13 protein-coding genes are annotated in these 15440 nt (G+C 66.3%); 5 read left to right on the top strand and 8 right to left on the bottom strand.

Annotated features, from left to right (window positions below):
- Window positions 1-28: 28 nt before the first annotated feature.
- A complete protein-coding gene (locus CH249_RS03130) occupies window positions 29-886 on the top strand; it encodes an acyl-ACP desaturase (protein ID WP_032394029.1) in 858 nt (285 codons plus the stop codon).
- Between the two features lie 101 nt (window positions 887-987).
- Here CH249_RS03130 and CH249_RS03125 read toward each other — a convergent pair whose 3' ends face one another.
- Together CH249_RS03125 and glpX are read right to left on the bottom strand one after the other, a co-directional pair.
- The gene (locus tag CH249_RS03125; protein WP_032394030.1) at window positions 988-2388 is read right to left on the bottom strand and encodes a class II fumarate hydratase; all 1401 of its coding nucleotides are present in this window, start codon (window positions 2386-2388) and stop codon (window positions 988-990) included.
- Between the two features lie 47 nt (window positions 2389-2435).
- A complete protein-coding gene (glpX, locus tag CH249_RS03120; protein ID WP_032394031.1) occupies window positions 2436-3476 on the bottom strand; it encodes a class II fructose-bisphosphatase in 1041 nt (346 codons plus the stop codon).
- Between the two features lie 135 nt (window positions 3477-3611).
- On the opposite strand from glpX, the gene CH249_RS03115 reads away from it, so the two are divergent.
- Window positions 3612-4184, top strand: a complete 573-nt coding sequence (locus CH249_RS03115; protein WP_094646963.1) for a DUF4245 domain-containing protein — start codon at window positions 3612-3614, stop codon at window positions 4182-4184.
- Here CH249_RS03115 and CH249_RS03110 read toward each other — a convergent pair.
- From CH249_RS03110 to CH249_RS03100, 3 genes are read right to left on the bottom strand one after another with little or no spacing between them, the layout of a single operon-like run.
- Window positions 4181-4402, bottom strand: coding sequence for an exodeoxyribonuclease VII small subunit (locus CH249_RS03110; protein ID WP_094682170.1), 222 nt, complete (start codon window positions 4400-4402; stop codon window positions 4181-4183). The two genes, CH249_RS03115 and CH249_RS03110, sit on opposite strands and share 4 nt — an antisense overlap.
- Before the next feature lie 14 nt (window positions 4403-4416).
- Window positions 4417-5679 (bottom strand): exodeoxyribonuclease VII large subunit, encoded by a 1263-nt coding sequence (xseA, locus tag CH249_RS03105; protein ID WP_045199124.1) that lies wholly within the window; start codon window positions 5677-5679, stop codon window positions 4417-4419.
- Complete coding sequence (locus CH249_RS03100) at window positions 5676-6293, bottom strand: lipid droplet-associated protein (protein ID WP_094646965.1); 618 nt, start codon at window positions 6291-6293, stop codon at window positions 5676-5678. The genes xseA and CH249_RS03100 overlap by 4 nt, the downstream gene beginning before the upstream one ends.
- A gap of 122 nt (window positions 6294-6415) precedes the next feature.
- Here CH249_RS03100 and CH249_RS03095 point away from each other — a divergent pair, with 122 nt between their 5' ends.
- Window positions 6416-7423: a 4-hydroxy-3-methylbut-2-enyl diphosphate reductase gene (locus tag CH249_RS03095; protein ID WP_045199125.1), complete on the top strand. Its 1008-nt coding sequence runs from the start codon at window positions 6416-6418 to the stop codon at window positions 7421-7423.
- 86 nt (window positions 7424-7509) lie between these two features.
- On the opposite strand, the gene CH249_RS03090 is transcribed toward CH249_RS03095, so the two are convergent.
- Window positions 7510-8625 carry a DUF6542 domain-containing protein gene (locus CH249_RS03090; protein ID WP_179273059.1) on the bottom strand — a complete coding sequence of 372 codons (1116 nt, stop codon included), beginning with the start codon at window positions 8623-8625 and terminating at the stop codon, window positions 7510-7512.
- Between the two features lie 20 nt (window positions 8626-8645).
- Window positions 8646-9812 (bottom strand): DNA recombination protein RmuC, encoded by a 1167-nt coding sequence (locus CH249_RS03085; RefSeq protein ID WP_032394037.1) that lies wholly within the window; start codon window positions 9810-9812, stop codon window positions 8646-8648.
- 123 nt (window positions 9813-9935) lie between these two features.
- Here CH249_RS03085 and CH249_RS03080 point away from each other — a divergent pair, with 123 nt between their 5' ends.
- Window positions 9936-11126, top strand: a complete 1191-nt coding sequence (locus tag CH249_RS03080) for an exonuclease SbcCD subunit D (RefSeq protein ID WP_094682169.1) — start codon at window positions 9936-9938, stop codon at window positions 11124-11126.
- Window positions 11123-14131 (top strand): AAA family ATPase, encoded by a 3009-nt coding sequence (locus tag CH249_RS03075; protein ID WP_094682168.1) that lies wholly within the window; start codon window positions 11123-11125, stop codon window positions 14129-14131. Before CH249_RS03080 ends, CH249_RS03075 begins: the two co-directional genes overlap by 4 nt.
- On the opposite strand, the gene CH249_RS03070 is transcribed toward CH249_RS03075, so the two are convergent.
- Complete coding sequence (locus tag CH249_RS03070; protein WP_306436620.1) at window positions 14113-15354, bottom strand: AI-2E family transporter; 1242 nt, start codon at window positions 15352-15354, stop codon at window positions 14113-14115. The genes CH249_RS03075 and CH249_RS03070 overlap by 19 nt on opposite strands.
- Window positions 15355-15440 lie beyond the last annotated feature (86 nt).

Below are 15440 nucleotides of genomic sequence, written 5' to 3'. Positions count from 1 at the left end.
ACTCGGGCGCAGGCGCTACGGTTACCGCATGTCTACGAACCTGTCCGACGGTGATCTGCTGGTCCGTTTGGAGCCCGCGGTCGAAGAGAATCTACGACGCCACATCGAGGCAGCGAGCGATTGGCACCCCCATGACCTCGCGCCGTTCGACGACGGCAAGAACTTCGCGTTCCTCGGTGGCGAGGACTGGTCGCCCGAGCAGTCGCATCTCAGCGATGTCGAAATCCTGTCCGCCACGGTCGGCGTGCTGGTGGCCGACAACCTGCCTGCGTACCACCGCGAACTGGCCCACGCGCTCACCGGCCTCGGTGCCTGGTGGAAGTGGACCGGCCGATGGACGTCGGAGGAGAACCGGCAGTCGATAGTGTTGCGCAACTTCCTGGTGCTCACCCGTGCAGTCGATCCGGTCGCCCTGGAGCGGGTACGGATGGAGCACATGACGCTCGGATACGATGCGCCCAGCCAGCATCTGCTCGACATCCTCGCGCATTTCGCCATCGAGGAGGCCGCTGCCGCCCTGCGTAACCGCAACACCATCGCTCTCGGCAAGGATCCGGTGTTGGCCACCATCCTCGGCAAGATCGCCGACGACGACGCCCTGCAGTCGACGTTCTACGCCAATATTCTGAACGAGGCCTTCGCCGTGGTTCCCGATCAGGCCGCCCGCGCCATCGCAGACCGGATCAACGGATTCAAGATTCCCGAGGTCGACCTGCCGGACCGCGGCAGCAGCACCGCCGCTCTCGCCGAAGCCGGAATCTACGACGCCGATCAGGAACGCGAGAAGGTGTTCAAGCCGCTGCTCGCGGGCTGGAAGATCTTCGATCGCACCGATCTGGGCGAGGACGGCCTGAAGGCACGCGAGGAACTCGCTCACCTCGCCTGATTGTTCGGCCCCTTTCGAAAGCGTGAATGGTCCATTGCACACGTCTCGGCGGTGCAATGGACCATTCACGCGTTCAGGGGTTCGGCGGGCGAACGGGAAAGCTAGTCCTTGACCTTCGCCATGGCGAGGACGTCGAGGCGCTTGTCGAGTTCGGCTTCGCTGAGCTTGTCGCCGATCAGTCCGCGGTCGATGACCGTCTGACGGATCGTCTTCTTCTCCTTCAGTGCCTGCTTGGCGACTGCGGCGGCTTCCTCGTAGCCGATCGCGGAGTTCAGCGGCGTCACGATGGACGGCGAGGACTCGGCGAGGGTCTTGAGGTGCTCGACGTTGGCTTCGAGGCCGACGACGCACTTGTCGGCGAACAGTACCGAGACGTTGGCGAGCAGCTTGAACGACTCGAGGACGTTGCGCGCCATCATCGGGATGTAGACGTTGAGCTCGAATGCGCCCGACGCGCCACCGAATGCGACTGCGGCGTCGTTGCCGATGACCTGAGCCGCGACCTGCGTAACAGCTTCGGGCAGAACGGGATTGACCTTGCCGGGCATGATGGAGCTGCCGGGCTGCAGGTCGGGGAGGGCGATCTCGCCGAGTCCGGTGAGCGGTCCCGATCCCATCCAGCGAATGTCGTTGGCAATCTTGGTCAGTGAGACCGCGATGGTGCGCAGTGCGCCCGAGGCCTCGACGAGTCCGTCACGTGCGGCCTGCGCCTCGAACGAATCCTTGGCGGCGGTCAGTGCGTCGATGCCGGTCGACTCGACCAGTGCTGCAACGACTTTCGGGCCGAAGCCGTCGGGTGCGTTGAGTCCGGTGCCGACGGCGGTGCCGCCGATGGGGAGTTCACCGAGCCGCGGCAGGGTGGCCTCGACGCGTTCGATGCCGGCTTCGATCTGACGGGCGTAACCGCCGAATTCCTGACCGAGGGTGACCGGAACGGCGTCCATGAGGTGGGTGCGGCCGGATTTGACGACGTGCTTCCACTCCGTTGCCTTGGTCACGAGAGCCTCGTGGAGGTGACGCAGTGCGGGCACGAGCGACGTCACGGCTGCCTCGGTGGCGGCGACGTGAGTGGCCGTCGGGAACGTGTCGTTGGAGGACTGCGACATGTTCACGTGGTCGTTGGGGTGCACCTCGACGCCTGCCGCCTTGGCGATCGACGCGATGACCTCGTTGGCGTTCATGTTCGAGCTGGTGCCCGAGCCGGTCTGGAAGACGTCGATCGGGAACTGGTCGTCGTGCTTGCCGTCGGCGATCTCGGTGGCGGCGGCGATGATCGCGTCGGCCAGCGTGCCGTCGAGCAGACCGAGGTCTTTGTTGACCTGCGCGCAGGCTGCTTTGAGCAGGCCCATCGCGCGAATCTGAGTGCGCTCGAGCGGACGGCCCGAGATGGGGAAGTTCTCCACGGCACGCTGCGTCTGGGCACGCCAGAGCGCATCGATGGGAACGCGAACCTCTCCCATCGTGTCGTGCTCGATCCGGAACTGCTGTTCGTTCTCTGTCATTGACCTCTTGCCTCGGTAGGGGAGCGGAAACTTCGTCGAGCGGACGGTCAGAAGGACGGGATGGCGCCGGAGGTGTCGCCGTCGAAGTCGATGGTCGAGTACTCCTTGAGCTTGTTGAGCTGGTGGTACGCGTCGATCATGCGGACGGTGCCGGACTTCGAGCGCATCACGATGGACTGCGTGTGTGCACCGCCGCCCGAGTATCGGACGCCCTGGAGCAGGTCGCCGTCGGTGACGCCGGTCGCGGTGAAGAAGACGTTCTCGCCCGAGACCAGATCTTCGGTGGACAGGACGCGATCGAGATCGTGTCCGGCGTCGATCGCCTTCTGGCGTTCGTCGTCGTCGGTCGGAGCCAGCATGCCCTGGTGGACGCCGCCCATGCAGCGCATCGCGGCTGCCGCGATGATGCCTTCGGGAGTTCCGCCGGTGCCCATGAGGATGTCGATGGGGGAGGTGGGTCGGGCGGCGGCGATGGCACCGGCGACGTCGCCGTCGGAGATCAGACGAATGCGAGCGCCGGTGTCGCGCACCTGCTGGATCAGTTCGGCGTGCCGGGGTCGGTCGAGGATGCACACCGTGACGTCGGAGGAGGATCCCTTCTTGATCTTGGCGACGCGCGCGATGTTCTCTGCGACCGGTGCGGTGATGTCGATGACGTCGGCGAAGTCGGGTCCGACGGCGATCTTCTTCATGTAGAAGACGGCGGACGGATCGAACATGGCACCGCGCTCGGCGACCGCGAGAACGGAGATGGCGTTGGGCATGCCCTTGGCCATCAGCGTTGTGCCGTCGACGGGATCGACGGCGAAGTCGACCTCGGGGCCGTTGCCGTTGCCGACCTGTTCGCCGTTGTAGAGCATCGGCGCTTCGTCCTTCTCGCCCTCGCCGATGACGACGACGCCGCGCATCGAGACCGAGCTGACCAACTGACGCATGGCGTCGACTGCTGCTCCGTCGCCACCTTCCTTGTCGCCGCGACCGACCCAGCGACCCGAGGCGAGCGCACCGGCCTCGGTGACGCGTACGAGTTCGAGTGCGAGGTTGCGATCTGGCGCCATGGCGCGAGTGGACTCGGTGCTGGCCGTCATCGGTTTGTAGCCTCCTGGTTGGTGGGGTGTTACCCAGGCGCGATTATCTCACTTCTGTGATGCCCGCGGTGGGGTCGGGTCGTCTGTGAGGCACGCGCCGACCGAGCACTGCTGCGCAGAGGGGATACTGGTGAGGTGGCGAACAGCAAACCCCGGATTCTCAACAACAGCCGCGACATGGTGTGGTCGCTCATACCGCTGGTCATCGCATGTTTGCTGATCGCCGGTATCGCCAGTCAGTGCTCGCTGAGCCCCGGTGGGCCCAAGCAGGGCCCCATCCCCAACTTCGACATCGACACCGCGCTGCAGTACGACGCGTCCGAAATCGGCTTTCCGGTGCGCAATCCGGCTGTTCCCGAGGATTGGACCCCCAACTCGGGCAGTCGTCCGACGATCGCAGGCGACAACGGCGGACCGGTGTCGACTGTCGGATACATCACCGGATCGGGTGCGTATCTGCAGCTGACCCAGACCAGCGCCGTCGAGGAAGTGTTGGTTCCCTTCGTCGCCGGCGAGGAGACGGTGTACGCGTCGGGCACACAGAACGTGTCGGGTCGGGACTGGGTCGTCTACGGCGAGGAGGGCTCGCGAAAGTACTGGGTCTCGGACTTCGGTGACGTGCGAATCCTGCTGGGCGGTACTGCAGGCACCGAGGACTTCACCACGCTGGCCGAGTCCCTCGAGGTGACCGAACCGCTCACGCCCTAGCTGTGCTTCTCGGTACTCGCGAGCGCGGTCTCGATCCGCTTGCGGGCACCGGCGAGCTGCTCCTCGCAGCGAGTGGCCAGCTGCTCTCCCCGCTCCCACAGAGCCACGGAGGCGTCGAGATCGAGCCCGCCCTGTTCGAGGATCTTCACCACGCCCACCAATTCGTCGCGGGCCTCCTCGTAGCCGAGTTCCGATACCGGCTTGTCGTTCTCGCTCATGCGTACTCCTTCTGTCATTTGACTCGCCCCATGACTGCGGCGGTGACGGCACCGTCGGCCACGCGCACTCTGATCTGTGTACCCGGTGGCGCGTCCTCGACCGAACGCAGAACCTCGGGATCCGAACCCGCGACCACCCGCTGTACGACGGCATAGCCCCGAGCAAGTGTGGCAGCAGGCCCCAGCGTCGACAGCCTGGCCCGCAGATGTTCGACGAGCGTGTCCTGTGTGGTGAGTTCGCGCTGTACGTCGCGTCGGGCCGCATCGAGCAGCCGCCGAATCTCCTCGCGACGCTGCTCGAGTGCGGCCAGTGGGTCCGCCAGCACCGGTCGGTGTCGAAGCATGTCCAGGCCGCGTGCCTCGCGCTCGACCCAATTGCGCAGCGCTGCAGCACTTCTCGACTTCAATTCCGAGACGAGAGCTTGTTCGGCGACGGCGTCGGGCACCACGAGTTTGGCGGCATCGGTAGGGGTTGCGGCCCGCAGGTCGGCCACGTGATCGCTGAGCGGGCTGTCGGGCTCGTGGCCGATGGCACTGACGATCGGCGTGGTGGCGCGAGAGATGGCGCGGCACAGGGCCTCGTCGGAGAACGGCAGCAGATCCTCGACGCTACCGCCGCCTCGGGCGAGGATGATGACGTCGACGGCGGGGTCGTCGTTCAGCTCCTTCAGGGCGTCCAGAATCGCCGGCACCGATTGCGGACCCTGAACAGGTGTGTTGCGAACCTCGAATCGGACCGCGGGCCAACGCCTCTGCGCGACGGTGAGCACGTCCTTCTCGGCTGCGCTGGCGCGTGCGGTGATCAGGCCGATGGTGCCCGGCAGGAACGGCAGCGGACGTTTGAGGCGCGGGTCGAACAATCCTTCCGCGGCGAGCAGGGCTCTGAGTCGTTCGATGCGAGCCAGCAGTTCGCCGACGCCCACCGCGCGAATGTCCGTGGCGCGCAGCGAGATCGTTCCCCTGCCGGTGAAGAACGACAGCTTGCCGTAGAGGATGACGCGGGCACCCTCGGTCAGCGGAACGGGTGAACGATCGAGCAACTGCGGCGAACACGTCACCGACAGCGACATGTCGGCCGACGGATCGCGCAGTGTCAGAAAGGCCGTTCTGGTGCCGGGGCGAGCGTTGATCTGGGTGAGCTGCCCCTCCACCCAGATGGAGCCGAGCTTGTCGATCCAGCCGGCGACCTTCATGGCGACGGTACGCACCGGCCATGGCTGTTCGGCGGTGCTCGCGCCTGGTTGGGTGGGACCGGACTGAGTAGGGGGAGTGCTCACTTGGCCTTGGCGGTGGTGATGCGGTTGGCGAGCATCGTCTGGAACGGTGCGCGGGAGAGCGTGTCGTTCTCGTACTCGAGCAGGGTTTCGAGGTCCTCGATCGAGAGTGTGCGCAGGCGCGCGCGCAGCTGCGCCAGGGCGAGGGTGTCGAAGTCGATCATCTCGACGATCTCGGGCTTGTCGGCGGAGGGAGCGCGCTTGGCCGAGGTGTCCTGGACCGGCTCGTCCAGCGGAGGCGTCGAGTACAGAGCGAAGCGGCCGTTCGCAGCGACGGGCTCGGTCACGGGGGCGTCGGGCACATCGACGTCGTCGGTGATGACAGCGGCGTCGAATCTCGACTCGGTGTCGAAGGTCTCGTCTCCGTCGTCGTCGAAGCTGGCCCAGGCGGGCTGCTCCTCGGTCGGGGTCCCGATGACCGGCAGGGTCGCGATGATCAGATCGCCCTTGATGGCCAGCGCCGTCACCTGCTGCTGGAATCGCATGCCCCGCGCCAGTGCCTCGCTGACGACCGTCATCGGCAGCATCAGGGCGGAACCGGGAAGCTTGCGAGCCTCTTCCACGACGGTCACGGCGACGCCTGCAGCCACGCGCGCTGCAAAGGGGACTCGAGTCATGTGCACCAGACTGCCCGAAACCGTGAACTTTGGGTAGCCGACAGGCGGTACGACCCACTCCAGCCGGGGCTCGAGGTCACGGAAACGAGGTAGCCGCGCTCGGTGCACGTATCCTGGTAGGTATGTCTTCGGCTGTTCCACTGAATCTTGGTATTGCACAGTCCGCCGGTACGGGTGCGTCCTCGTACGCCGGGGGTAAGCGAGTGCTGCTCGCGGAGCCGCGGGGCTACTGCGCGGGTGTCGATCGTGCGGTCGAGACCGTCGAGAAAGCGCTCGAACAGCACGGTGCGCCGGTGTACGTGCGCAAGGAGATCGTGCACAACCGGCATGTGGTCGAGACGCTGTCCGATCGCGGCGCGGTGTTCGTGGAGGAAACCGACGAGGTTCCCGAGGGATCGCTGCTGGTGTTCTCCGCGCACGGTGTCTCACCTGCCGTACACACCTCTGCGGCCGAGCGAAACCTGCGCACGATCGACGCCACCTGCCCCTTGGTGACCAAGGTGCACCAGGAAGCCAAGCGCTTCGCCCGAGACGACTACGACATCCTGCTCATCGGCCACGAAGGTCACGAGGAGGTCGAGGGCACCGCAGGTGAGGCTCCCGAGCACATTCAGCTGGTCGACGGGCCCGAATCGGTCGACAACGTCACCGTTCGAGACGAGAACAAAGTCATCTGGCTGTCCCAGACCACGCTGAGTGTCGACGAGACGATGCTGACGGTCGCGAAACTGCGTGAGCGCTTCCCGACGCTGCAGGACCCGCCCAGCGACGACATCTGCTACGCCACACAGAACCGTCAGGTCGCCGTGAAAGCGATGGCACCGGAATGCGATCTGGTGATCGTCGTCGGCTCCAAGAACTCCTCCAACTCGGTGCGGTTGGTCGAGGTCGCGCTCGGTGCGGGTGCGCGAGCGAGCTACCTCGTCGACTACGCCAAGGAAATCGACCTGGCCTGGCTCGACGGGGTCGAGACGATCGGTATCACCTCGGGTGCGTCCGTACCGGAGATCCTGGTGCAGGGCGTCATCGAACTGTTCGCCGAGCACGGCTACGCAGACGTTCAGCCGGTCACCACCGCAAACGAAACTCTGGTGTTCTCTCTGCCCCGAGAGTTGCGTCCCGCTCGCTAGAAGCGACGTCAGCGAAAAGTCGACGCCTCGTATCGGAAACCTGCGCAGGAGCAGGAACCGATACGGGGCGTTCGTTCGTGTTCGGGCTAGTCGCTGTGGCGGTCGCGGTAGCGAACCCGCGGCACCGGATGCGGGGGAATGTCGTCCCGGTGCGGGGTGGGTAGAGCGTGATTGCCCTGGCCGTCCTCTGCGGGCGAACCGGGTGCCGAGGAAGCGTTCGGCCGAGGAGTCACGACGGGCCTGGCTCCGGTGCTGTACGGATCGGCGACCTCGCGAGGAGCGTGCACCCGGGCCGAGCGCTCGCGACGAGGTTCGGTCGAATACCGTGACTCTGCCGAGAAACGAGGCTCGGACGGTTGCGGTCGCTGTGCCTCACGGGACTGTCCCTGCGGATACTGCGTTCGCGGGTACTCGGGCTTCTGGTATTCGGGCTTGTAGTCCTGCCGAGGTGAGTCGGTGGCGGCGTATCGAGTCTGTGGTGCCGACGCGGCCGATCGTCGTGGGCTCGAACTCGAGCGAGGTTCGGCGTCGGGTCGCGGGCGAGAATCGGTGTTTCTGCGACCGACGTACGGCCCGGGCACGATGTCGGTGGCCTCGGCCGCGGAGTCGGTGCTGCGATCGGCTGCAGCTGCGCGCCTGCGGGACCGTTCCGGGCGCTCGTCCTGTGCCCGGCGCTGGGCTCTGGTCGCCTTGTCGTCACCGGGCTTGCGGCTGCGTCGAACAGTGCCCTCGGTCTTCTGGCTTCGTCGAAGGGTGGGGGCATGCGTGTTCTGGCGTTTGAGCACGATGCGCAGGACTCCGAGTCCGACGGCGACCACGGTGCCGAGCAGCATCAGCGGAAACCGGTTGACCAGCGGAATGGCAACGTTGAGGATGATGTCCTTGAGGCTGGTGCCTGCGTTGTCGGTGAAGTACTGGTACGACAGCGGCACGGCCACGAACAGGATCAGTGGGGCTTGCACCATCGCCGTGAACAGTCCGCGGAAGCGGACCAGAAGGACGCCGGCGATGCAGCCGAGGATGTACATGAACGCGAACGCACCGGTCAGCTCGGTACCGCGTGCGGCATCGATCAGAAATCCGAGAAAAGTCAGTCCCGCGGCGATCGCGACGGCACCCCATGCGGGAACGCCGGGCAGGGTCGCGAGGATGGATCGGTGATCCAGCGGTACCCCGGAGCGGGCACGTTGGGAGGTAGACACCCCCCGAGGTTAGCCGTTGTTCAGCCGACTGCATCGCTGACATGACCGAAGTCGTGCCGGTAGCGGGACGAATCGGACAGTTTGGGACGCTCGTCCACTCGGGCGATGTCCACCGGCTCGGCGTCGAACAGTTCGAGCTCGTGCAGCTTTCTCGCCGTCACGCTCACCCGGGTGTCGACCGACCCGACGGTGGAATTGAAGGACTCGACGGCCTTGCCGAGGTGGGCACCGAGCTTGTCCAGGTGCGTCGAGACGACACCGATCCGCGTGTACAGCTCACGTCCCAACTGCTGGATGCGCGCGGCGTCCTCGGCCAGTGACTCCTGCTTCCACGTGTAGGCGACGGTGCGCAGCAGAGCGACCAGGGTGGTCGGGGTGGCCAGGATCACGTTCCGGCCGAAGGCGTACTCGAGCAGACCGGTGTCCGATGTCAGGGCCGCGTCGAGAAACGGGTCGCCGGGAACGAACAGCACGACGAACTCCGGCGTCGGCTCGAACGCCTGCCAGTACGCCTTGTCGGCCAACTGGTCGATGTGGGTTCGCAGTTGCTTGGCGTGGCGTCGCAGATTCTTCTCCCGCGCGCCGGGATCCTCGTCCTGGGCGGCGTCGAGATACGCCGCGAACGGCACCTTGGCGTCGACGACGATCTGGCGTCCGCCGGCGAGACGAACGATCATGTCGGGTCTGATGCCGTCCTTGCTGACCTGAGTGTCGAAATCGCAGTGCTTGAGCATGCCTGCCAGCTCGACGACTCGCTCGAGTTGGATCTCGCCCCACCGGCCCCGGATCTGCGGTGCGCGCAGGGCGGTGACCAGCTGACCGGTCTGGGTGGACAGATGCATCGATGCACGGTGCATACCGGTGACCTGCTCCGACAGTCCCGCGTACGCCCGGATGCGATTGTGCTCGACCTGCCGGACGTGCTCGGAGAGCGCATCGACGGCGTCGTGCAACGGCTCGACCAGGTGCGAGACCTGTTGGCCGATCACGGTCGAATTGCGTCGAGCCGAGTCCTCGTTGACCGCACTCAGCGACTGCCGAAGCATGCCCTCGTGCTCGCGCAGCGCGGCCAGTTGGGCCTCGGCTCGTACGGCGCGATCGCCCATCCGCGAAGCGTGCAACAACCAGCCGACGACCGCGCCGATACCGAGTGCGACGAGCAGTCCGAACGCGGTGAGAATGTTCATGGGGCAGATGATGCAGGACGGTACCGACAACTTCGGTTCTCGATGGCTGTGGACCGCAGCTCACGTCCGACAGGCCGACGAGCCTCGAATAGTTTGTCGGTGCTTGCCGATAGCGTCGAACGCATGAGAATTCTGCACACCTCGGACTGGCACATCGGTCGCACCTTTCACGGTGTCGACCTGTTGGCCGATCAGGGCGCTGTGCTGAGGTCCATCGCGGAACTGGTTGCGGCACAATCGATCGATGTGGTGGTGGTGCCGGGCGACATCTACGACCGCGCTGTTCCCAGTGCCGATGCCGTCCTGGTCTGCAACCGCGGACTGGAGGCCATCCGCGCGGCCGGTGCCGTGATCGTCGCGACGTCGGGAAATCACGATTCACCCGCTCGACTGGGCGCAGGCGCGGCCTTCGCGTCGGCAGGAGGGCTGCATCTGATGACGCGGGTGGGCGATGTCGCGACCCCGGTCGTCATCGACGACGAGCACGGGTGCGTTGCGTTCTACGGCATTCCGTATCTCGAGCCCGAAACCACTCGCCTCGAACTCGACGTTCCCACTGCGCGTACTCATGCCGACGTTCTCGGTGCCGCGATGGATCGGGTGCGCGGCGACCTCGCGACGAGAAGCGAGGCAGGGCAACGTGTTCGCTCGGTCGTGCTCGCCCACGCTTTCATCGTCGGCGGTGAAGCGACCGGATCGGAGCGGTCGATCTCCTCCGGCGGTATCGAGACCGCGCCTGCGTCGGCGTTCGACGGGGTCGATTACGTGGCGCTCGGACATCTGCATTCGCCCCAGACCCTCACCGACCGGGTGCGGTACTCCGGTTCGCCGCTGCCCTATTCGTTCGGCGAGCGGTCGCACCACAAGGCGGTATGGATCATCGATCTCGATGCCGACGGGCTCGGTACTGTCGAGCGAGTGGATCTGCCGGTGGTCCGCGGCCTCGCCCGCATCGAAGGAACGCTCGAGGAATTGACCACGGACGCAGCGTATTGCGAGTTCGAGGATCACTACGTCTCCGCCGTGCTCACCGACGAGGTGCGACCGGTCGACGCAATGCGCTTGTTGCAGCAGCGTTTCCCGCACGCGATCCACCTGGAATGGCGTCGGCCGGAGGGATCCGGCGAGCTTCGCTACCGCGACCGTGTGCGCGGCCGCAGCGATCTCGACATCGCCACCTCCTTCGTGACGGACATGCGCAGCGTGCCGACGGCCGCGGAATCCGAGCTCCTGTCCCGCGCTCTGGCCTCCGTGCAACGGGAGACCGAGGCCACCCGCGGGTCGGCCACCACGGCCGACCGCGGTGCTGCATGAGGCTGCATTCACTCGAGATCACCGCCTTCGGCCCCTTCGCGGGCACGGAGACGGTGGACTTCGATGCGCTGGGGGCCGACGGGCTGTTTCTGTTGCACGGTCACACCGGAGCCGGCAAGACGACGGTTCTCGACGCCGTGGCGTTCGCGCTGTACGGAACGGTGCCCGGAGCTCGTCGCGAGGGCAAGCGGCTGCTGTCCGATCACGCGGCCAAGGGTGCGGTGCCACAGGTCACGTTGGAAGCGACACTCGGTGGGCGTCGGATCAGAATTGTGCGCAGTCCGGAATTCCTGCGGCCCAAGCTGCGAAGTACGGGTACCACCAAGCAACACGCCAAGGCCAGTCTCACCTGGCTCGACGGCCGCGGGCAGAACCTCACCCGGCTCAGCGAGATCGGTGACGCCGTCAACGCGCTGCTCGGGATGAGTGCCGACCAGTTCTTTCAGGTGGTGCTGCTGCCGCAGGGTGAGTTCGCGCGGTTCCTCCGAGCCGACAGCGACGAACGCGGGAACCTGCTCGAAAGACTCTTCGACACAGGCAGATTCGGTGATGTCGAGGAGTGGTTCGCGCAGCGCCGCCGGGAGCTCGCCGCCGAACTCGCCGAAGCTCACCACGCCATCGACATCATGCTCGGCCGGGTGTCGCAGGCATCGGGTGTGCCCGAGCCCGCAGGCGAGGACGGCGAACAGCCGGACCCCCTCGAATGGGCGGCCGACGTCCTCTACGAAGCCCGGCAGAATCGGACCCTCGCGCAAGGTCGAGCGGTGCTGATCGATGCGGCTGCTCGGCGTGCGTCGGCAGCGCTGACGAAGGCCACCGCCGTTGTAGATCTGCAGCGTCGACGCGCTCTCGCCGAGGGGCAACTCGTGCAGTATCGGGAGGGCGAGACGGTGCGAGCAGCGCGCAGAATCGAGCTCGCCGATTCCGCGGCCGCCGGGCCGATCGCGGACACTGCTGCAGACCTCCGTCTCGCACGACTGGCGACCGACGCCGCAACGTCCGCACTCGCGGCGGCGGAGCATGCCCTCCCGTCGACGGCGGAGGGCCGACGCTTCCACGCTGCACTGCACTGGCCACCGGCACCGGCGGATCCGTCGGCCGAGCGCACGGTCGTCGCACAGTTCGTGCGTGACTGGACCACCGATGTCGCGCGGTTGCAGTCGCTGCTCGGTCTGGCCCGAGAAGCCGACCGACTCGACGGCACCCTCGCCGACTGTCGTGCGCAGCAACGCACCACCGCAGCGGCGATCGAACGCACCGTGCAGTCGCAGGCGTCGATGCCAGAGAAGATCGGAGCGGTCGAATCTCGGGTGGCACGAGCATCCTCGGCGGAGGCAGAGTTGCCGGGTCTCGAGGAGCGATGCGATCGTGCCCGCGCGGCGGCCGAGTCCGCCCTCGCCCTGGTGCGCACACGCGCGACTCTGGCCGAGGCGGAGCGGGCGCGCGACAGCGCCAGAGCAGCGCACAACACGGCCTGGGCGCACCTGCTCGATCTCCGTGAGCGACGCATCGACGGGATGGCGGCCGAGCTGGCGGCTCGTCTGGAGGCGGGGGAGCCGTGCGTCGTGTGCGGATCGGAGGTGCACCCGCATCCCGCTGCCGCGTCGACGTCGACGGTGACCAAGGCGCAGGAAGACAAGGCCGCCGCCGCGGAACGCAAGGCTGCTGCTGCGCTCGAACAAGCGGTCGCGGTCGTCGCAGAAGCGCAACGCGGCGTGGACCTGCTGCACGATCGCACCGGAGGGGAGTCCGCTGCGGAACTGACCCGGATTCTCGATGCCGCGACCACCGCAGTGCAGGACGCTCGTGCACGTGCGGCCGATGTCGAACCCGCAACCGCGGAACTGCATCGGCTGCGGAGCGAGTCGGACGCGCTGACGGTCAGGCTCCACGACCTCGTCGCCTCGCGCAGTGCCGTCGACGAACGCATCTCGGCCACCGAGAAATCGCTGACGCAGATGCGAGCGTCGGTCGCCGAGGAAGTGAACGAGGGCGCGTCGCTGGTGGACCGAATCGCTGAGCGGGAAGCCTTGATCGACGGTGCCCGGCGAATTCAGGAGGCGCGTATCGCCTGGCTCGACGCCACTGCGCGGGCCGATGAGCTGGCAGCCGAACTCGACCGGCGAGTGCAGGCGTCGAGCTTCGAGTCCGTCGACGCGGCAGCCGGGGCAGTGCTGGCCGCCGACCGCGTCGAGCAGATCGAGACCGAACTGCGCACCGCCGAGGAGGCGCGCGCACATGCCGAGCACGTGTTGCGCGAGCCCGCCATCGTGGACGTGGCCGGCCGGCCGCCGGTGGATCTGGAACCGCTGGCACATGCGTGTTCCGAGCTGGACGAGAAGGTCAGGGCCGCTGCTGCCGAAGTGGCCGAATGCCGAAGGCGCGCAGACGATCTGGAACGACTGATCACCGAACTGTTCACCGCCGCCCAGGCCATCGCGCCACAACGCGCCGAGTTCGACGAACTGGCGAACCTGGCGGACGTCGTGGCAGGCCGGGGGCAGAATGCTCGCAAGATGTCGTTGCGCTCATACGTCCTCGCGTCCCGACTCGAGGACGTAGCCGAGTCCGCATCCGCGAGGCTGCGTCGAATGTCTTCGGGGCGTTACGAATTCGTGCACTCCGACGAGGCAGGCGTCCGTGGCAAACGGGGCGGTCTCGGACTGGACATCAGGGACGACTACACCGGCGTCGTGCGCTCGGCGAAAACACTGTCGGGCGGTGAGGCGTTCCTCGCGTCGCTCTCGCTCGCCTTGGGCCTGGCCGATGTGGTGGCCGCCGAATCCGGAGGTGTCGTCCTCGACACGATGTTCATCGACGAAGGATTCGGCACGCTCGACGCCGACACCCTCGAATCGGTGATGTCGGTTCTCGACGAACTACGTGCGGGCGGACGCGTCGTCGGCGTGGTCAGCCACGTCGACGAGATGCGTCAACGCATTCCCAGCCGCCTCTACGTCAAGCGGGAGCGCACCGGATCGACACTTCAGGTCGTCGCGTCCTGACCTGACGAAGGTTTGTCGGACTTCGACTCGTCCTCGTCGTCCAGACCGGCCTGCTCGTCGGTCAGCCCCTCGGGCGGCGGGATCTCGTCCTCGAGTTCGTCCTGGTCCGGTTCGTTCGAGCGGGCGTCGATCTGCTCGGACAGGTACCTGATCAGCACGGCAGCCACCGCGGCAGCCGGGACGGCGAGGAACGCGCCGATGATGCCGAACAGTGAGCTACCGCCGGTCACGGCCAGCAGCACTATCGCCGGGTGCAGGTTCATGCTGCGACTCTGCAGGATCGGTTGCAGCACATTGCCTTCCAGCTGCTGTACCGCGACGATGATGGCGAGCACGATCAGTGCAGTGGTCAGCCCGTTCGCAACCAGGGCCACCAGAACGGCGAGAGCGCCCGCCACGAACGCACCGACGATCGGGATGAAGCCACCGATGAACGTCAGGGTCGCCAGCACCAGCGCCAGCGGAACACCGAGAATGACCAGTCCCAGACCGATGAAGAAGGCGTCGATGAAACTGACGATGGCCTGAGTTCGGATGAACCCGCCGAGAGTCGCCCACATCCGTGAGAGCACCTCGCCCAGATGGCGGCCGGCGCGGCCACCGGAGAATCCGTGCAACCACGGCAGGAACTTCGGCCCGTCCTTGACGAAGAAGAACGTCAGTACCAACACCAGCGCCAGGGTCACCAACAGTGAGCCCGCAGCGGATACGCCGGTGAACACACCGGTGGCGATGACCTCGCCGCTGTCCTGCAGCCGCGCAACGATGGCCGATACGGCCGAGTCGATCTGGTCGTCGCCGATGTTCAGCGGTGGACCCTTCAACCAGTCCTGAACCTGTGCGATACCGCCCGATGCCTGGTCGACCAACTCCGGTGCCTGCTCGGCGACCGACGGAACGATCAGAGTGATGATGCCGCCGATGACGACGAAGAACACCACGAGCGACACCGATGCGGCCAGAGCGGGAGGAAATCCCAGACGCATCATCAGCTTGGCCGGCGGCCACAGCACCGTCGCGACGATCACGGCGAGCAGGACCGGCAGCAGAATCACCCAGAGGTGCCCGATCAGCCAGCCCAACACCCACGCCCCGGCTGCGATGGAAATGAGGATCAGCGACCATTTGGCCAACCACACACCGCCGACCCCGATGAGGTCACCGCGATCATTGCCGGACGTCTCGGACTTCGACGTCTTACCGGGAACTGCCGATTCGGTCACTGTGGGGTCCTCACATTCGGCGGGTGGCGGTTCGTGAAGAACCATAACGTCCGGCGTACTCAGCCTGTATGTCACCGCCATCGGAC

This window comes from Rhodococcus sp. 05-2255-3B1, assembly GCF_002258545.1.
Lineage (GTDB): Bacteria > Actinomycetota > Actinomycetes > Mycobacteriales > Mycobacteriaceae > Rhodococcoides.
Note: the sequence above shows the minus strand (reverse complement) of the source record. Positions and strands in the feature narration are given on the sequence as shown.

Excerpts from the sequence above, each read along its gene's own strand:
- CH249_RS03080 (WP_094682169.1), top strand. The coding sequence starts at position 9,936 with ATGAGAATTCTGCACACCTCGGACTGGCACATCGGTCGCACCTTTCAC.
- CH249_RS03095 (WP_045199125.1), top strand. The coding sequence starts at position 6,416 with ATGTCTTCGGCTGTTCCACTGAATCTTGGTATTGCACAGTCCGCCGGT.
- CH249_RS03085 (WP_032394037.1), bottom strand. The coding sequence starts at position 9,812 with ATGAACATTCTCACCGCGTTCGGACTGCTCGTCGCACTCGGTATCGGC.
- CH249_RS03125 (WP_032394030.1), bottom strand. The coding sequence starts at position 2,388 with ATGACAGAGAACGAACAGCAGTTCCGGATCGAGCACGACACGATGGGA.
- CH249_RS03130 (WP_032394029.1), top strand. The coding sequence starts at position 29 with ATGTCTACGAACCTGTCCGACGGTGATCTGCTGGTCCGTTTGGAGCCC.
- CH249_RS03075 (WP_094682168.1), top strand. The coding sequence starts at position 11,123 with ATGAGGCTGCATTCACTCGAGATCACCGCCTTCGGCCCCTTCGCGGGC.
- CH249_RS03100 (WP_094646965.1), bottom strand. The coding sequence starts at position 6,293 with ATGACTCGAGTCCCCTTTGCAGCGCGCGTGGCTGCAGGCGTCGCCGTG.
- CH249_RS03110 (WP_094682170.1), bottom strand. The coding sequence starts at position 4,402 with ATGAGCGAGAACGACAAGCCGGTATCGGAACTCGGCTACGAGGAGGCC.
- glpX (WP_032394031.1), bottom strand. The coding sequence starts at position 3,476 with ATGACGGCCAGCACCGAGTCCACTCGCGCCATGGCGCCAGATCGCAAC.